Origin of the sequence: Fimbriimonas ginsengisoli Gsoil 348, assembly GCF_000724625.1 — a bacterium.
Lineage (GTDB): Bacteria > Armatimonadota > Fimbriimonadia > Fimbriimonadales > Fimbriimonadaceae > Fimbriimonas > Fimbriimonas ginsengisoli.
In genome coordinates, this window is sequence record NZ_CP007139.1 from 2,078,366 (window position 1) to 2,095,419 (window position 17,054).

Consider the following 17,054-nt stretch of genomic DNA (forward strand, 5'->3'; position numbering starts at 1 on the left):
GGTGCACTTCTGTACACCGGGAGCGGGCGAGACGCCCGGGGTCCGGGGAGCGGCCGGGACGGCCGCGCTCCGGCGAGCCCGTCCCTACTCGATCTTGCGCTTGGGAATCGAGTCGTCCTTGCGCGTCTTCTCCGCCGCCGCTTCCGCTCGGTCGCAGAATTGCTCGGGGGTGATTTGCTTGTTCAGCATGGATGTAAGGGCGTCTTGGATCTCCTTGTCCATCACTTTGTAGTAGTGACGCGCCTGGTAGCAGTAGACCGCCTTGCTATCGTGGAACGCCTTCGCCGGAACCTGCAGGGTTTCCGGAAGCTTGGTGTCGTCGCTCCCCTTGATCGCCATTAGGGTCCCCTTCTCCTCCACGAACCGCTTGGCTACCGGCAGCGAAGTCATGTACTTGTACAGGGCGACCGCCGCCTTCGGATTCTTGGCCGCGCTCGGGATCATCCACGGCTCGATGTCGATCATGAGGGCGCTCGGGTCACCCTTGCCGTCCTTGAAGACGGGCGGGAGCATGAACTGCATCTTGGCTCCGGGCGGGGTCACGTTCTTCATCTCGCTCTCGAGCCAGGTTCCGCAAGGGATCATCGCGGCGTGGCCGTTGAGGAACTCGGTTTGCGACTCGGTGTGGCTGAGCCCGACGGCTCCTTCTTGGTAGAACCCTTTATCGCCAAGCTCGCGAATCATCTTCGCCGCCTGCAGCATCGCAGGTGATTTCCAGGCCCCAGGGACGAGGTTCTGAGCGTCGTTGATCGCTTGCAGCCCGCCCACGCTCTGGCACCAAGGCAGCAGCATTCCGAACATCATGTAGTACGGGTATTTGCCCTGGAAGGTGATCGGCGCGATCCCCTTCGCCTTGATCTTGGGGCAAAGCTCCAGCAGCTCTTCGTACGTCTTCGGCACCGTCCAGCCGTTCTTGGCGAACACGCCGGGGTCGTACCACCACCCCATTACGATCATGTAGTAGGGCAGCACATACTGCTTCCCGTTCAACTGCCCCAGCTTCAACAGCGCCGGCTCGAAGGTATCGCGCCACTTGCCGGTCCCCTCGTACGGCTCGGAATCGAGCGCCGCATCCAAGCTGTAGAGCTGTCCCTCCTGCACCAGACCCCAGTGGTCCATGTCCCATCCGGGAAACATGAGGTCGGGCGTGTCGCCGGAGACCAGCCGGGGGCGCAGCTTTTCCCACACGCGGGGGTCGCCTTCGACCTTAACTTTGACGTCCGGGTTCTTGGCCATGAACTCGTCGGCCGCCTTTTGGTAGAAGTCGATTCCGAAGCCGCCCTTGAACGCCTGCACCTCGACGTTGCCGGTCAGCTTTTCGCCCGGCTTCGCCACCGGAACCGGCTTAGCGGCCACCATGGCATCGTCGCTCGGGCTGCTTCCCGTGCCACTGGCCGATTTCCCTTCGCCCGAACATCCCGCAAGTAATAACGCGAGCGACGTCGCTCCCGCCCAGATCCAACCGTTCTTTGTCATGTTTCTTCCCTCGTGTGCGCTATCGTATTGGCATTATGCTGAAGGTTGCCCTCGTTGGCATCGGCTTCATGGGCCGCATGCACGCCAGCGTCTACGAAACTCTCTCCAACGCGCAGATCGTCGCCATCGTCGACAAAGACCCCAAGCGTCTCGAGCCGTTCGGCGTCAAGGGTTTTGCAACGGTAGAGGAGGCGCTCACCGCCGTGGAGATCGACGCCGTCGACATCTGCCTTCCGACCGACCTCCACCGAGAGTTTACGGTGAAGGCGGCCAACGCGGGGAAACATGTTTTGTGCGAAAAGCCGATGGCGCTATCGGTCGGTGAGGCCGACGAGATGATCGCCGCCGCCGAACGGAACGGGGTGCGGCTGATGATCGCCCACTGCATCCGCTTCTGGCCCGAGTATGCGTACGTCACCCGCCTTCAGCGAGAGGGGACGCTCGGACGGCTACTGTCGATCAACCTGACCCGATACGGAGAGTTTCCAAGCTGGTCGAGCGATAATTGGCTGGCGGATGCCAAGCGTGCCGGCGGCGGCGCGCTGGACATGCACATCCACGACACCGACTACGCCCTCGGCCTGCTCGGCGAACCGGAGGAGATGGCGGCGTTCGGCACCGAAGACGCCCGCGGCATGAGCCAAATGTTCACCACGATGCGATTCGCCGACGGATCGGTGGCGCACCTGGAAGGAGGGTGGAATCTGCCGCCGAAAACGCCTTTCAAGATGGCGTTTCGAGCCATCTTCGAGCGGGGCGCCGCGATTATGGATGGCGGACCGCTGACGATTTACGCGGAAGGGGCCGAGCCGCAGACGCCTGAATTCGAGAAGATGTCGACCGCCGGAGGTGGCAACATCAGCGACCTTGGCGGCTACTACCACGAGATCAAATACTTCGTGGACCGAGTGTTGTCAAGTGAGCCGTTCGAAGTTACCGATGCCCAGTCGTCTCGGCGTTCGCTCGAAGTGACGTTGGAAGAGATCCACCAGGCCCATGGCCGCCAGGCGGCCTGCGCGTGATCCTAGCGACCCTCGCGGCAGTGGCGTTAACCCGCGTCGGCATTCCGACGGCGGAGTCGCATCAACGCGTGATGCCCCCCAAACGGGCGTTGGGCGTCCACGGGGCTCCAGCTTCTTTCCCGTATCCCGAAGGGATTCCGTCCCCCAGCGAAGGGTTGCGAGGCACGAGCTACCCTGGTACCGACGCCGACAACCTCATCTACCCCAACGGGGTTGCGTCCGGAAAAGGCCGCAACCCCGTTGGGGTAGAAACCTTAGCGGCGGTCAGCACCAGGGTAGGACGCCGCTACGCGGCTTACCAACCCTTCGCTAGGGGACGCTATCCCTTCGGGATAGGAGACGGCGCGATCGCTTTCACCACTCCGAAGGCTCCCGCGCTTGGCGGGGCTCCGTCTGCTCCGAGAGCTTCCTTCGTCGCCTCGGGCGACAGGTTCCTCCTGAACGGGAAGCCGTTCGTCATCCGTTCGGGCGAGATGCACTACCCCCGGGTGCCGCGGGCGTATTGGCGCGACCGGATGCGGAAGGCGAAGGCGATGGGGCTGAACACGATCTGCACCTACGTCTTCTGGAGCCTCCACGAGCCGAAGCCCGGGAAGTTCGACTTTAGCGGCAACCTAGACCTGGCGGCGTACATCCGCACCGCTCAGCAAGAAGGGCTCTACGTTATCGTCCGGCCGGGGCCCTACATTTGCACCGAATTCGATTTCGGCGGCCTGCCCGCCTGGCTTCAAAAGGACCGGTCGATGGTGGTCCGGAGCAAGGATCCGAAGTTCCTCCGGTATACGCAACGCTACTTCGACAAGGTGGGCAAGCTGCTCAAGCCGCTTCTCATTCAGAACGGCGGCCCGATCATCCTTACTCAGGTCGAGAACGAGTACGGTTCGTACGGCGCCGACCACGTCTACATGGGCGCGGTGCGCGACGCCTTGATTCACGCCGGTTTCAGCGGCCAGCTTTTCACCTCCGACGGACCCGGCCAGGGAATGCTGAGCGGAGGAACGTTGCCGGGGATCCCGGCCGCGGTCAATTTTGGCGGCGGGGGTGAGAGCGCGATCGCGGAGCTGAAGAGATTCCGCCCCGACGCTCCGAAGATGGTGGGCGAGTACTGGTGCGGCTGGTTCGACCACTGGGGCGAGCGGCATCACCGGACCGCTGCCGCCCCACACGCGAAAGACATCGAGTGGTTCATCAAGAACGACGTCTCGTTCAACCTCTACATGTTCCACGGCGGCACCAGCTTCGGCTTCATGGCGGGAGCCAACGGCGACAAGAACTCGTACCAGCCGGACGTCACGAGTTACGACTACGACTCGCCTCTGGACGAGTCGGGCCGCGTAACGGAGAAGTACCGGGTGTTCCGCGACACGATCGCTCGCGGGAGCGGAGAGACCCTGCCGCCGGTGCCGGCTTCGCCGGCGCCGATCGCCTTGCCGACGTTCAAGCTTCGATACGACTTCAACCTCGACAATCGCCCTGCTTCCCGGGTGGTGGAATCCACGGCTCCCAAAACGTTTGAGGAACTTGGCCAGTCGGGCGGGATGGTGATCTATTCCGCGCAGACAAAGCTGTCGGGCCCCCAAGTGCTCGAGGTCCAGGGGCTCCACGATTTCGCGGTGGTGTCCGTGAACGGAAAGGTCGCCGGCACCCTCGATCGACGGACTTCTAGCCCTCGGCTCTCCCTGGTGCTTCCTTCAAATGGAAGCACGATAGAGCTCGCCGTAGAAATGCACGCCCGAATCAACTTTGGGCATGAGCTGGCAAACGAGCGAGAGGGGATCGTGGGCAAGGTGCTTCTTGGCGAACAAGAGCTACAAAATTGGAGCCAAGCCGCCTACCCGCTAACCGAGGCGCCAAAAACGTTTTCCTGGGGGGGCGCCGGCACTCCGCGTTCGCCTCTCATTTACCGGGGGGAGTTCAGCGTCTCCCACCCCGGCGATACGTTCCTCGATCTCGGGAACTGGACCAAGGGATATGTATGGGTCAACGGACATAACCTTGGCCGATACTGGACCGCGGCCGGGCCGCAACGGACGCTCTATCTTCCGGGATGCTGGATGAAACCGGGCTCGAACGAGGTGGTGATCATCGATGAGGGACCTCTGCAAAAGGTTCCCACCCTGGTAGGTCTCGACCATGCGATCCTCGACGCCCGTCCGACAGCGGGACTTAGACCGATCCGGAAGCCCGGTCAAACCGTGGACCTCACCCGCCAAACCGTCGCCGCCCAAGGCGAATTCACACCGAAAGTCATGTGGCAATCGGTGAAGTTGCCGGAGGACGACGTTCGGTACGTGGCGTTCGAGGTGCTGAGCGAGCACGGGCAGGGCCCGTTCGCCTCCGCCGCCGAAATCGAGCTGATCGGTCTCGACGATAAGCCGATCAAGGGGGTCCATGTCGTCTACGCCGACAGCGAAGAGCTCGACAACGAGAACGGCTCCGCCGCCAACGTCGTCGACGGCCAGCCCACCACGATGTGGCACACCCAGTGGGGCGACGCCCAGCCCAAACCGCCCCACCTCCTGGTCCTCGACCTCGGCACGATCACCCAAATCAAAGCCCTCCGCTACCTCCCAAGAGCCGACGCGCCGAACGGCCGAGTAAAGGCGTATCGGATCTATATGAGCACGATGGGGTTAGCTGTTGGCGGTTAGCGGTGAGCAATCCGGAAACCAGAGTCAAACCGCTAACTGCTAACCGCTAATCTGAATCACCATGCTACTTCTCGCTGCAATTGCCCTCGCCCAGACTCCGGCATCTATTTCCATCGTTCCGCGGCCCGGGTTGCTTCGAATGTCGGTCGGACACTTTGACTTGCGAGCCGACACTCGCGTAGCGGTAACGCCGGAGACGCGGGGGTTGGGGGATATGCTGCAGGGCTACCTGCGGCCGGGGACCGGGTTGCCGCTCGACCTTACGGACCGGGCGGGACGAAATACGATCGTGCTTCGCTTGGACCGAAAGCTCGCGAACCTGGGCGCCGAGGGGTACCAGTTGGACGCCTCGCGGGACCGGATCACCATCCAAGCGTTCGCCCCCGCCGGCGTCTTCTACGGCATTCAGACGCTGCGACAGATGCTCCCGAGCGACACGCTGCGCAAGGCGAGCGTCGGGAGACCGCGGTGGCAAGTCCCGTGCGCGTGGATCGAAGATAAGCCGAGATTCGTCTGGCGTGGCGCGCTCGTCGACGTCAGCCGCCACTTCATGCCGAAGGAGGCGGTTCTTCGCTTTATCGACGGACTGGCGTTCCACAAGCTGAATACCTTCCACATCCACCTCACCGACGATCAAGGCTGGCGGGTCGAGATCAAGAAGTATCCAAAGCTGACGACGGTCGGCGCGTGGCACAAAGCGAACGAGCTCACCGGCGACCCCACCACCTGGAAGACGATGCCGGACGGCGGCTTCTATAGCCAAGACGACATCCGCGAGATCGTCGCTTACGCCCAGGCGAGGTTCATCAACGTGGTGCCTGAGATCGAGATGCCGGGGCACTCGATGGCGATCATCGCCTCGTATCCGGAGTACGGTAACACCGGCAAGCAGTTCGAGGTGCCGCCCGTGAACGGCTACTCGCCGGACGTGGTCAACGCGAGCGAGCATACGGTGAAGTTCTACCAAGACGTCCTCACCGAAGTGATGGAGCTGTTCCCATCGAAGTTCATCCACGTGGGCGGCGACGAAGTGGGCAAAGACCCATGGAAGAAGAACCCGGAAATGCAGGCCCAGATCAAGCGGCTCGGGCTGAAAAACGAGGACGAGCTTCAGAGCTGGTTCATCCGGCAGATGGACACCTTCCTCACGCAGCACGGCCGGCGGCTGATCGGTTGGGACGAGATTCTGGAAGGAGGACTTGCTCCCGGGGCAACCGTCATGAGCTGGCGAGGCATCGAGGGCGGCATCGCGGCCGCCAAGGCGGGTCACGACGTGGTGATGGCACCCACTTCCAATACCTACCTCGACTATTACCAATCGACCAATCACGACCACGAGCCCCGCGCCATCGGCGGCTACGTGCCTTTGGAGAAGGTGTACGCCTACGAGCCGATCCCCAAGGATCTCACCTCCGCTGAGGCCGTGCACGTGTTGGGAGCCCAGGGCCAGCTCTGGACGGAGTACATTCCCGACCCCCGCCACCTCGAATATATGGCCTACCCGCGCCTCTGCGCTTTGGCGGAGCTGACTTGGTCACCCGCCGAAGGGAAGAGCTATCCCGACTTCTTAAACCGGCTGGCCCCGCACTTGGAGCGGCTGGCCAAGATGGACATCAACTTCCGCCCGCTAGACCCAGGCCGCTAGATCTTGTCGTCATACACATCGTTGGGTTCAAGGTCCAAGTGCACCGCTTTCATCCGACTGACCCACTCCTATGTTTGGTGACGCACATCGCACGAGTTAGGAGACCCTCGACTGCAAACCACGCAAATGCCGCAGTAGAACTGGAGAATCTACAGCACCAAACTCCCATCGCTGAGTAGGGGAGTTTGGTACTGCAGGCGCACCGATGAACTTTCAGCTCGCGAGAGGTGTATAAGGACAAGCCGCTAGATCCTGGGCGGAGGGAGAGCATGCTTCCGCCGCATCGTCTTGATCGTGGATAACCGCTTCTTGGAGGAGAAACGCGTAGATCGTCTTCTCGTCGGCGCCCATGTGGAGCAGTTCGACGATCTCCTGGGCAATGGGTCCATACCCGCTACTTACCGACGCCGGTTTGTAGTGCTCCCACTGACGGTACAGGATGAAATGAACGCGGCGTCGAAGTCGCGATTCCTCAAGCGGGTCGCGCCAGGTCAGTGCGACTTACCTCCGCCCGGTTGGGAGGACGGCAGCCGGAAAACTTCCAACTTGCACGTATCCGGCCCCGCAACGGCGAGGCTTTGGACGGCAGGTTGGAAGTCGGCATCTGTGGCGGCGAAGATGTTCGGGACGAACTTCTGAGGGTTCCGGTCGATGAGCGGGAACATCGAGGATTGAATCTGTACCATCAGCCGGTGCCCTTTCTTCCAGGTGTGAAACAGGTCGTTCAGCTCGATCGGAACCCGCGTGAGGTGGCCGGGCACCATCGGCTCCGGGTGCTCAAGTGAATTTCGGAATCGGCCCCGCATTACCTCCCACCGCACCAGCATCTGGTACCCCGCCATTCGAACGGTGGGGGTGACCAGTGTGTTCGCCGGTTCATCCTCCGGGTACACGTCGATCACCTTGACCACGTAGTCGGCGTCGGTGCCGGTGTTTTTCACATTCAAAGTCGCGTGAATCGGACCGGCCAGCGTTAGGTCTTCTTTCAACGGCTCGGTTTGGTACGACAGCACGTCCGGGCGAACCCAGGCGAACCGTTGGTTCTCCACCATGAATGGCCGGCTCACGCCGCCTGCGGCATCCCCTGTGTGGGGCACCGGCCGCCGCGGATCGCTGGTGTACGCGTCGAACGCCGAGGTTTCCGAGTGCGTTGGAGCCTCCGTCGAAACCGCGCCCTTGGGACGGAGATAGAAGGTGAGAGGCTTTGCTTCTTTAGGCGGCCACACGTCGAACTTGTGCCACTTATTGCCCCCGCTCTCGAAGACGTACGCTTCCGGCAAGCCCGGATCTTTGGCGTCGCGCAGGTAATGCTCGAAGAATGGAAATTGGATCTCCTCTCGGAATAACTTGCCGGTCTTGTTTTCGAACTCGATCGGCCCCAGCCGCTCTCCGTCGTCGGAAGCCCATTGGCCGTGCGACCACGGTCCCATCACAAGGGTGTTCGTGAGACCAGGGCTCCCATGCTCTAGCGCCTTGTATGTGTGAAGAGCGCCCCACATATCTTCGGCGTCGTACCATCCCCCAACGGTGAGCACGGCGGGACCGGCTATTCCCCGGTAATACTGCTCCATCCCCCGGACCTTCCAGAACGAGTCGTAGTTCGGATGCTCGTTCTCGGAGTTCCAAAACTGGTTGTTCCACCGGAAGATTTTTTGATAGTGGGAGAGCGGTCCGAGGTCGAGAAAGTAGCGGTACGCATCCGGGTACGGCATACGAAACCCGGGCAATCCGTGGTCCGTCGGAATGGGTCGCGGCGCGCCGAAGGAGGAGAGGAGCGAGACTCTTTGGGCCAAGAAGAACGCTCCGTTATGGTGGTCGTCGTCCCCCTTGAACCGGTCGGTCACCGGGGCTTGCGGCGAGACCGCTCGAACGGCCGGGTGGGCTCCCAGCAGCGCGTTTCCCGCGTAGAAGCCGGGCTGGGAGATCCCCCATAGTCCAACTTTGCCGTTATTGTTTTGTACATTTTTGAGCAGCCAGTCGATCGAATCGTAAGCGTCGGTGCTTTCGTCGTGCTCGACTCCCCGCTTGTTCAGCTTGGGTGGCGACGAGTACAGGTGCTTCCCTTCGCTCATCCACCGGCCGCGGACGTCCTGAACCACGAAGATGTATCCAGCCCGCTGGAACTCCATGCTAGGCCCTAGCCGCCCGATCCGCTTAATTCCGTAAGGTCCCGCCCCATACGGCGTCCGCTCCATCAGGATCGGCCATTTTTGATTGGTCTGTTTGGGGGCGTAGATGGCGGTGTAGAGCCGCACCCCGTCCCGCATCGGGATCATCGCCTCGGTCTTCGTATAGGTGAGTTTCGGCGCCTCTTGGAATGGGTTTTGGAGGAACGGGGGAAACAGGGGCATCGCTAGCGTAAACCGTAGCAGATTAGGTCCTGAATGGCCAAACCTATTGGGATCGAAAAAGCTGCCAAGAATCAACCACGGTATGCGCGCCGGACTCGTTGCTCTCTTGATCGCTCTCCCCCTCCTCGCCCTCGGCGCATCCATGGCGAGCCATCCAGCCTCGGGACATGGGACCGCCCCGGGAGCATTGGCGGCGATGGCCTTTGGAGCCGTTTCGATGTTTGGCCGGCGACGAACTTGATGTGGCTAGTCGGAAGTTTCGTAATCCCTTGGAAAAGGTCTGGCCTACGTGAACCCTCCCCCTCGGGAGAGGGAGAGGGTTCCACCGGGCAAAGCCTTGGTTCCTATCCCGTGCTCTGCACCTCCCAAGTACATGTAATGGCATCCTTTCTCTGGGAGAAAGGCTAGTCAGGCGGAACTCTCTCCCACGAAGGCGGACCGAGTCGGTCTGTTATTGATAGTTCCCTGCAGGCAGGCTGGCTAGAAGCGCAGCTTTTTTAGGTCGAGCGGTTTTTTCGACTCTTCTTCCATCTCGGTCGCGAACCGGTGGAGCAGCTTCCAGTAGGTACCTTCCCGGTCGAGGCCGCTCCAGAAGTGGTGGCTTCGATCCGTGAGGAGCACGTAGTGGCCGAACATGTAGTGGGCGACTTCTCGCGAGATGAGGCGGGAGTTGACCATGAGGGCCACTTCCTCCAGGAAGCCGCCGAAGTTTCTCCGGTCCTGCACGGGTACTTCGCACAGCGCGGGATCGTCGGTGGTGATCATCCGGAGGATCTGCTGGAAGACCGGGGTCTCTAGGAAGCGGCGGCGCATCTGGATGAAATGCTCGACTCTCCGTAGGTGGCTCTGGCGAGCGAACTCGAACGCTCCGGTTAGGAACGTGGTCAGCGCCAAGATGGTGCCGCCGATGATCGCCAGGTCCTTCGAAATCTCCAGAGTCACGGCGAGAGATTACTTCTTTGCTCCATGCAACTGATTAGTTGTATGATACAAGTATGTCGATCGCCGCGATCCGGGCCGCTTCGCGTCAGATGGTTCGGGAACTTGGAATGCTGGATAGTCGCATCGGCTGTCTCGACATGAGTGGGGCTCAGGCGCATGCACTTATGGAGATCGAAGCCAGCGGCAGCCTGACCTCCGGAGAGCTTTCCCAGCGACTCAACCTCGACCCGTCGACGATCAGCCGCACCGTCGCGCGGGTGATCGAAAGGGGGTGGGTCACCGCCGACGAAGGGGACGACCGCCGTAGCAAGCCATTGATGCTGTCTCCGGCCGGGCGAGACAAGTTGGAACAGCTCCATCGGTTTGCCGACGGGCAAGTCTCGGAGGCGCTCGCCCTTCTCACTCCTTCCGACCAGCAGTTGGTGGTGCAAGGGCTGGAAACTTATTCCCGAGCCCTTAGCCTGGCTCGTCGTCAGCGGGAGTTCACCATTCGCCCCATCGAGGCCCGAGACGATGCGGCGGTGGCCCGGATCATTCGGACCGTGCTGGTCGCCTTCGGAGTTACCGGGCCCGGCTCGGCGTTGTACGATCCCGAGGTCGACTCGATGACCGCGGCCTACTCGGAACCGGGTTCCGAATACTTCGTGCTGGAGCGGGGCGGAAAGGTGGTCGGCGGCGCCGGTTACGGCCCGCTTGCGAATGGAGACGGAACGGTCGCCGAGGTGCGCAAGATGTACTTCCTGCCGGAAGTGCGAGGGTTCGGCATGGGTCGCCGGATGTTGGCGAGGGTGCTCGACGGCGCTCGCGGGGCGGGATACCGCGAGATGTATTTGGAAACGGTTGCGCGTATGACCGCGGCTCGAAGCTTGTACGAATCGATGGGCTTTCGTCAACTTGATTCGGCGCAGGGGTGCACCGGTCACACCGCTTGCGAGATCTGGTACGGCCTCACCTTCTGACCGGCTCGACTGAACTTCTCGTTATGCCGTTGCGTCAGTGGCCTTTCGAACAGCATGGTCGGAACCGCTCTCACGCTCTTTGCCACCCTCGCCCTTTCTCCTGTATGCGGCACGAAGCCTCCTCTCACGAGGTTGGCTACGGCCGCCGCCCCGGGGATCGAGGCGATCGTTCCGACGGCCGGCGGTTACTACGCCCTTCGGCGCGCCGAGGAGCAGCGGAGCCTGTGGCTTGGCGACGCGCGGGGGAACCTCGTGTTTTGGGATAAGAGCCCCGACAACTCCACCTTGCTTGGGGCGGATCGAGACGGCCAGCCGGTGCTTGCCTCCGCAAAGTCGGTCCTTTCGCCGCGCCAGCGGAAACAGCCGATTCTGGTTCCGTGGGTGGAAGGCAAAACGCGTGGGGTCCAGCACGGCGTCTTCGTATCCGGAGGCGTTGGATCGATAACTCTGCAATGGAGCGAGGTGCGTGGGCCGGCTTGGACGCGTGACCGGCCGAGGCAATTGATCTTGGACGCTCCGTACGACCGGAGGATTTCCTCGGTGGGGGTTTCCCCATCGCTGAAGCGAGTGGCGGTATCGGCTAGCGGGTCGGCGGCAAGCCTCTTACTGTTCGACCTCCAAGTAGGCTCACCGCCCACGGCGGAAGTGCCTCTTCACTGGTCGGACGGAGGCATGCTGCCGAAGGACGCTCAGATTAATGGCCTGACGCTTATGGACGACCGGTTCGCGCTCGCCTTGATCGGCACCTCAGACAGCAGTACGGCCGGTGAACTCTCTCGCTTGTCTTTGAGCCGTATCTCGCTCTACACGGGAGAGGTGGAGCCGCTTGGCGAGTTCCTAGTTTCGAATCCCTCTCACGCCATTGCGCCGCTAGCGGATGGGACGTTCGCCTTGTTAGCAGTCGAGCAACGAGAACTCTCTCCGAAGCCTTTCGTGACGGTCGATACTCGCCGGGTCGTTTACGTGATGCAGTTGGCGAAGCCGTAGGACCGGTTTCGCTAGGGCTCCATGAACTTCCGCCCATAAAAGATCGCGCAAAACGTGAAGAACACAAATGGGAGCAGGAAGCACGGCCGGCGATCCGTGTACAGATGGACGAGTTGGAGGATGGCCAAGAGGCTCCACATCGCCACGATCCCGACATATACCCAGTGAGCTTCCCGACGCCGCCTTAGCTTTTCCGCGCCTTGGGAAGCGGCAGCGTTTGAACGAGACGGCCGGACTTCAGGCTATATACAAGTACCCGGTCGGTTTGCTCTTCGATCCCGTAATCTCCGAGCGGCCAGAGCACTTTGGCGATCGGCCGGCGGGCCCCGTCGGGTAGGTGAAGCGCAAAGTAGCGACCGACGGCCGGGTCTTCCTCTTTGCGGCTGAAGATCAGATAGGGGCTATCGCCGATGTACGAGTCGGCGAAGTAGAGGGGCGGCGGCTTGCCACCTTCGTAAGAGGGGATGCGGATCACTTTGAACGACTTTCCGCGGGCCAAGTCGAGGGCATGGACCCACTGATCGTTGCCGCCTTGCATTTCGTCGGCGACGAAGACGATGTACCGGCCGTCCGCTAACCCCGCCGGAACGCTCTTGTCCGGGATGTCGGCGAAGAGTTTGCCCGCGGTCCCATCCGGATTGAGTCCGTACACGCCGTCGCCCTCGAGCACGTAGCGGCGTCTCTTGAACTCGTAAATTCGTTTGGGCGGCGACCGGTACAGCATCGACGGGAGTTCCGAAAGCCGCCGGACCCACTCCACTACGTCCTTCCCGGGGCGCTGACGCACTAGAATCTGCGGACCGGTCGGCTCGCCGGAAGGTCCCATGTAGCGCAAGTTCATCACCGCGAATGTGCCGACGTGTTTCACCTCGTAGAAGTCGGCGTACTCGGCGCCCACTCCCCCGCCGTTTCGGTCCATGTATCGAAGCTCGTTCGCCTCCTTATGCCCGCCCCACCGCTCATCGTCCTTGAGCCAATCGTGGAACGTCTTGGCTGGGTCCACGCTTTTCGGGAAGGTCCGCGCCGGCGTCGAGATGGGTCGCCCGTGCAGCAGAAGGGTCCGCGTCTTGATCCGCACGGCAAGGTTTCCGTCCACGCGAATCAATCTGGCAACGCGGGCGTCGGACGCGGACGACATCGCCGCGAGCATTGCGCAAGGAACCCATAGAACCGTTTTCATGCTCTTGGTATCTGACGCGGCAGTTCGCCGAGGGGAACAAACTTTTCGGAGCGATTCGGCGATGGGCGGCATTGGCAGACCTTATAGACTGCGGTGGCCTGCCACCGCTTTTGTAAGCGAGCCCGCGAGCGTGCGGATAGACCCCCTACGTCCGAGGGGCGTGTAGACGCAGGTTGGCTCATACCTGCGCCCGGTGTACCTTCGGTGCACCGGGATCATCGGTGAGGGCGCCGACGCTACGTCCAGAGCCTTGTCGTCGGAGGCCAAACCGATTGCCCCGCCGTCGGGCAGGGTCCGGCCACCGGCCGGGCAATCTCTACGGACTCTTTGGAAGGACATGTGCTCGCGCCTGCGGGCAGCGCCCCGACGATCCGCATGTTTGGTCAAAGGGCGAAACTTCCCGCGCAGGTACGAACCAACCTGCGGCTCCTGGTCGGTGCCATCGAACCCGAGCCCGCGAGGGTCTTCAGAAATTAGCCCGGTGGTCGCTCCCGCGACCCCGGGTTAAATGGGGCCGATGCAGATCGACCCGGGACGGGTCGAAGAAGCCTGATACCGGGGCGGGCCGCCCCGGATACCCACGGGCGAGCCGCCCGTGCCACCGAATAGGTCTCCCCTCCTCACGGTTTGAGGAGGGAGACACACGAACTAAGCCTTAGGATCTAGGCCGAGGTGTTTGAGGTAGGCGTCCATCTTCGGCTCGCGGCCCAGGTAGTCGCGGAGCATGTCGCTGGCGTCCATGGTGCCGCCGCGGGAGAGGATTTTTCGGCGGTAGTACATGCCGGCTTCGGGATTCAGGAGACCTTTCTCCTCGAAGCGGGTGAACATATCCTGGGCGTAGACCAGGGACCACTGGTAGCCGTAGTACGCCGCGTCATAGCCAACGAGGTGGCCGAAACTCGCTTGGAACATCGTTCCCGGCTGACCCTTGTACAACTCGATCTCGCCGAGCATGTCGATGCCGGTCTTCGTGGTGTCGATGTCGCCGTTCGGCGCGGTGTGGTACCGCTGATCCACCATGCCGTAGTAGATCTGGTGCTCGGTCTCCAAACCGGAACCGAGCGTTCGCGCCTTCACCATTCCGGCGAGAAGGCTCTTGGGGAGCGGCTCGTTCGTTTTGTAGTGGCGAGCGAAGGTAGAGAGCACGCCCGGATCCCAAACCCAGTTTTCGAACATCTGGCTCGGCGCCTCGACGAAGTCGCGCTCGACGGCGGTTCCGGCAAAGTAGCCGTAGTGCGTCTCGCTCAGCAAGTTGTGCAGGCCGTGGCCGAACTCGTGGAAGAGCGTCTCAACCTCGTCGTGCGGCAACAGGCTCGGTTGGGTCGCGGTCGGCTTGGTGAAGTTGCACACCAGCGCCGCCAGCGGAAGCTGCACCGTGCCGTCGGAGTAGATCTTGTGGCCGCGCAGGCTCCAGCACGCGGCGTGGGTGTACTTGCCATCGCGAGGAAACAGGTCCATGTAGATGTTGCCGAGCTTCTGGTGCGTGGCGTTGTCGCTCACTTCGTACAGCTTCACATCCGGGTGCCAAATCGGGAGATCCAGCTTGGCCGCATCGGAAGTCACGTCCTTAAACGAGATGCCGTAGAGGGTGCTGGCTACGTTGAACAGCCCCGCGACCGTCTTCTCCGTCGGGAAGTATTCGGCCACCTTCTGCCCATCGACGGTGTACTTTTGCTTGGCCAGCAGGTTCTTGTAATAGCTCTGATCCCACGGGTTTAATGTAGCCTTCTTGTCGTGGGTGTCGGCACGTTTGATGGCGGTGAACTCTTCCCAATCCTTCAGCGCCTTCTTCCGCACGATCGGTCGCAGATCGGCATAGAACTTGGCGACGTTGGCCGCGCTCTTCGCCATTCGAGGCTCCGTCTCATAGTCGGCGATGTTCTTGTATCCGAGGAGGGTTGCGTCCTGGTACCGGAGCTTCAACATCTTCTGCAGAACGTCGACGTTCCGCTGGCCGCCGCGCCGCTTGTAGGCGAGCCAAAAACGGTGCCGGGTGTCGGGATTTGTCGCGTAGCCAAGAATGGCCGACGCCGCCGATTCGCCCAGCGGAACTAAATAGAGGCCGTTGCTCTGCTGGAATCGGGACATGACGTTGTCCGAGACTCCCTTGAGCTCGTTCTTGTAGAACGGAACCTTAGTGTCGTCGTCCGCGATGTTCTGTCCGAAGTCGATTCCGAGCTTGTTGATCTGCTCTTCGATCCCTTGGATCTGCTTCCGCTTCTCGGCTGGAAGGTCCATGCCGGCGCGGTGATAATCGCGGAGAAGGCGTTGCAGGAGCCGTGCTTGCTCACCTTGGAGTTGCGGGTGGGTGTCCGCATAAGCCTTGATCGCCCGGAAAAGGTCTTCGCGCTTTCCGAGGTTGATCCCCCAATTGCTGACCGCTTCGTCGGCCGCGCGGGCGTTGTCGCGCTCCTTGGCGTCGGTGGAGACGTTTTCCATGAAGATGAACAAACTGGTGTCTCGATCCAGTTGTGTGCTCATGTCGTCGTAGGCGCCGAGGGTGTTTTCGAAGTTGCGTTGCGCGTCCGGAACCGCTACGATCTTTGCGACGGCGTCGTCGGCGCGCTTGAGGGCGTCGGAAATGGGAGCCGGCACCTCTTGCGCCGAAGCGGCGAGCGCAAGCGCTCCCAGCCCCAACGCAGTGAAGGCACGCATGGCAAGGCGAATTCGATAGCTCATGAGTGTAACTTTTCCTACGTGCGACGTTTACCTGATCGTGCCGTAATTAGAGGCGTTGCCAGGGATGACAAAAGAGAAGGACGGTCGACCAGTAAGCGAAGGGGAAAAGCTGGCCCTGCGGCGGAAGCGCCGAAATCGGCGACTGTGGGTGTATGGGGGGCTCCTCGCCGGGCTTTTCGGGGCTTATTCGTTCCAACCGTACGAATTCGACTTTATCCCTCGGAAGATCCCGAACCCTAACCCGCCGGTGGATCCCGACAAGAACCGGCTGTTCGCGCCCGGAACGAAGATCCTGGTGATCACCGCACACCCGGACGACTCCGAGTTTTACATTGCGGGTTCGCTCTCTCAGCTGGGAAAGACCGCGGAGATTCAGCAGGTGATCTGCACCGACGGAGACAAGGGATATTACGGTCCGTTTACAGATTCGGCCGAGAACCGCCGCGTGCGGCGGATGGAGGCGACGCAGGCCCACGAGGCTTGGCACGGCAAGGGGATTACGTTTCTCGGACATCCGGACGGCCGGCTGCGGGCCAACGACGAGCTGGTCACCCAACTCGTCGACGCGATCGAGAAGTTCAAGCCCGAATATGTGCTCGCCTTCGACGGAGAGTATCCGCCCCGGTTCAGCCACCAAGACCACCGCCGGTCCGGCGACGCGGCGTTAGCCGCATGCAAGAGGTGCGGCGTGCCGAAATGGTGCCTTCTCTTCTCCACGATCGCCCCGAACTTCGCGATCGACATTACCGATATCTGGGATCAGAAGGTGGCCTTGCTGTCGATCCACAAGAGCCAGTGGGCTCAAAAGATGGAGGGGATCTCCGGCATGGTCGGCGCCCTCGCCGAGGAAGACGGGACAAAGTTCGGCCTCTCGCTGGCGGAAGGGTATCGCTGCGTCAAGATCCGATAATCGCTCGGACCGACAGCGACAATTCTCGCATGGATGTTGTATATTCTCAATCCGGCCGTCGTGGAGACGGTTATGACGGAGGAAAAACCCATGCTGATCAACCCGATTAACTCAACCTCCGCCTCGCAGGCACTCTAAGCCCTCGACTGGGCCCTGCAGGCGCTGGTTACAACGCGCCACCCATTCCGACCCATTTGTGGGCGTCCCGTTGTGGGCGCCTTTTTCCTTGCTCCGATCCAGCCGTTTGCGCAT

At 61.6% G+C, this 17,054-nt stretch carries 11 protein-coding genes; 6 read left to right on the plus strand and 5 right to left on the minus strand.

Annotation, left to right across the window (positions count from 1 at the left end):
* Window positions 1–84 precede the first annotated feature (84 nt).
* A complete protein-coding gene (locus OP10G_RS09555; RefSeq protein ID WP_025226116.1) occupies window positions 85–1,476 on the minus strand; it encodes an extracellular solute-binding protein in 1,392 nt (463 codons plus the stop codon).
* Window positions 1,477–1,511: 35 nt separating this feature from the next.
* Here OP10G_RS09555 and OP10G_RS09560 point away from each other — a divergent pair, with 35 nt between their 5' ends.
* The 3 genes from OP10G_RS09560 (at window position 1,512) to OP10G_RS09570 (ending at window position 6,794) form a co-directional block, all read left to right on the plus strand.
* The gene (locus OP10G_RS09560) at window positions 1,512–2,498 is read left to right on the plus strand and encodes a Gfo/Idh/MocA family protein (RefSeq protein WP_025226115.1); all 987 of its coding nucleotides are present in this window, start codon (window positions 1,512–1,514) and stop codon (window positions 2,496–2,498) included.
* Window positions 2,499–2,518: 20 nt separating this feature from the next.
* Complete coding sequence (locus OP10G_RS09565; protein WP_025226114.1) at window positions 2,519–5,149, plus strand: beta-galactosidase; 2,631 nt, start codon at window positions 2,519–2,521, stop codon at window positions 5,147–5,149.
* Between the two features lie 61 nt (window positions 5,150–5,210).
* Entirely contained in the window at window positions 5,211–6,794 is a 1,584-nt protein-coding gene (locus OP10G_RS09570; RefSeq protein ID WP_025226113.1) for a beta-N-acetylhexosaminidase, read from the plus strand.
* A 491-nt stretch (window positions 6,795–7,285) separates the two neighbouring features.
* On the opposite strand, the gene OP10G_RS09575 is transcribed toward OP10G_RS09570, so the two are convergent.
* Together OP10G_RS09575 and OP10G_RS09580 are read right to left on the minus strand one after the other, a co-directional pair.
* Entirely contained in the window at window positions 7,286–9,145 is a 1,860-nt protein-coding gene (locus OP10G_RS09575) for a CocE/NonD family hydrolase (RefSeq protein WP_025226112.1), read from the minus strand.
* A 480-nt stretch (window positions 9,146–9,625) separates the two neighbouring features.
* Window positions 9,626–10,087 (minus strand): hypothetical protein, encoded by a 462-nt coding sequence (locus tag OP10G_RS09580; protein ID WP_025226111.1) that lies wholly within the window; start codon window positions 10,085–10,087, stop codon window positions 9,626–9,628.
* A 53-nt stretch (window positions 10,088–10,140) separates the two neighbouring features.
* On the opposite strand from OP10G_RS09580, the gene OP10G_RS25745 reads away from it, so the two are divergent.
* Both OP10G_RS25745 and OP10G_RS09590 read left to right on the plus strand, forming a co-directional pair.
* On the plus strand, window positions 10,141–11,046 hold the full coding sequence (locus OP10G_RS25745) for a bifunctional helix-turn-helix transcriptional regulator/GNAT family N-acetyltransferase (protein ID WP_025226110.1): 906 nt from the start codon (window positions 10,141–10,143) through the stop codon (window positions 11,044–11,046).
* Window positions 11,047–11,100: 54 nt separating this feature from the next.
* Complete coding sequence (locus tag OP10G_RS09590) at window positions 11,101–12,033, plus strand: hypothetical protein (protein ID WP_025226109.1); 933 nt, start codon at window positions 11,101–11,103, stop codon at window positions 12,031–12,033.
* 184 nt (window positions 12,034–12,217) lie between these two features.
* On the opposite strand, the gene OP10G_RS09595 is transcribed toward OP10G_RS09590, so the two are convergent.
* Together OP10G_RS09595 and OP10G_RS09600 are read right to left on the minus strand one after the other, a co-directional pair.
* Window positions 12,218–13,213, minus strand: coding sequence for a hypothetical protein (locus OP10G_RS09595; protein ID WP_144241076.1), 996 nt, complete (start codon window positions 13,211–13,213; stop codon window positions 12,218–12,220).
* A 648-nt stretch (window positions 13,214–13,861) separates the two neighbouring features.
* Window positions 13,862–15,892 (minus strand): M3 family metallopeptidase, encoded by a 2,031-nt coding sequence (locus OP10G_RS09600; RefSeq protein ID WP_025226107.1) that lies wholly within the window; start codon window positions 15,890–15,892, stop codon window positions 13,862–13,864.
* Window positions 15,893–15,956: 64 nt separating this feature from the next.
* Here OP10G_RS09600 and OP10G_RS09605 point away from each other — a divergent pair, with 64 nt between their 5' ends.
* Window positions 15,957–16,802, plus strand: coding sequence for a PIG-L deacetylase family protein (locus OP10G_RS09605; protein ID WP_025226106.1), 846 nt, complete (start codon window positions 15,957–15,959; stop codon window positions 16,800–16,802).
* Window positions 16,803–17,054: the final 252 nt, after the last annotated feature.

What these genes read in the sequence shown, in the direction of transcription:
- OP10G_RS09555 (WP_025226116.1), bottom strand. Translation starts at nt 1,476, where the DNA reads ATGACAAAGAACGGTTGGATCTGGGCGGGAGCGACGTCGCTCGCGTTA.
- OP10G_RS09600 (WP_025226107.1), bottom strand. Translation starts at nt 15,892, where the DNA reads ATGAGCTATCGAATTCGCCTTGCCATGCGTGCCTTCACTGCGTTGGGG.
- OP10G_RS09595 (WP_144241076.1), bottom strand. Translation starts at nt 13,213, where the DNA reads ATGAAAACGGTTCTATGGGTTCCTTGCGCAATGCTCGCGGCGATGTCG.
- OP10G_RS09560 (WP_025226115.1), top strand. Translation starts at nt 1,512, where the DNA reads ATGCTGAAGGTTGCCCTCGTTGGCATCGGCTTCATGGGCCGCATGCAC.
- OP10G_RS09605 (WP_025226106.1), top strand. Translation starts at nt 15,957, where the DNA reads ATGACAAAAGAGAAGGACGGTCGACCAGTAAGCGAAGGGGAAAAGCTG.
- OP10G_RS09590 (WP_025226109.1), top strand. Translation starts at nt 11,101, where the DNA reads ATGGTCGGAACCGCTCTCACGCTCTTTGCCACCCTCGCCCTTTCTCCT.
- OP10G_RS25745 (WP_025226110.1), top strand. Translation starts at nt 10,141, where the DNA reads ATGTCGATCGCCGCGATCCGGGCCGCTTCGCGTCAGATGGTTCGGGAA.
- OP10G_RS09575 (WP_025226112.1), bottom strand. Translation starts at nt 9,145, where the DNA reads ATGCCCCTGTTTCCCCCGTTCCTCCAAAACCCATTCCAAGAGGCGCCG.
- OP10G_RS09570 (WP_025226113.1), top strand. Translation starts at nt 5,211, where the DNA reads ATGCTACTTCTCGCTGCAATTGCCCTCGCCCAGACTCCGGCATCTATT.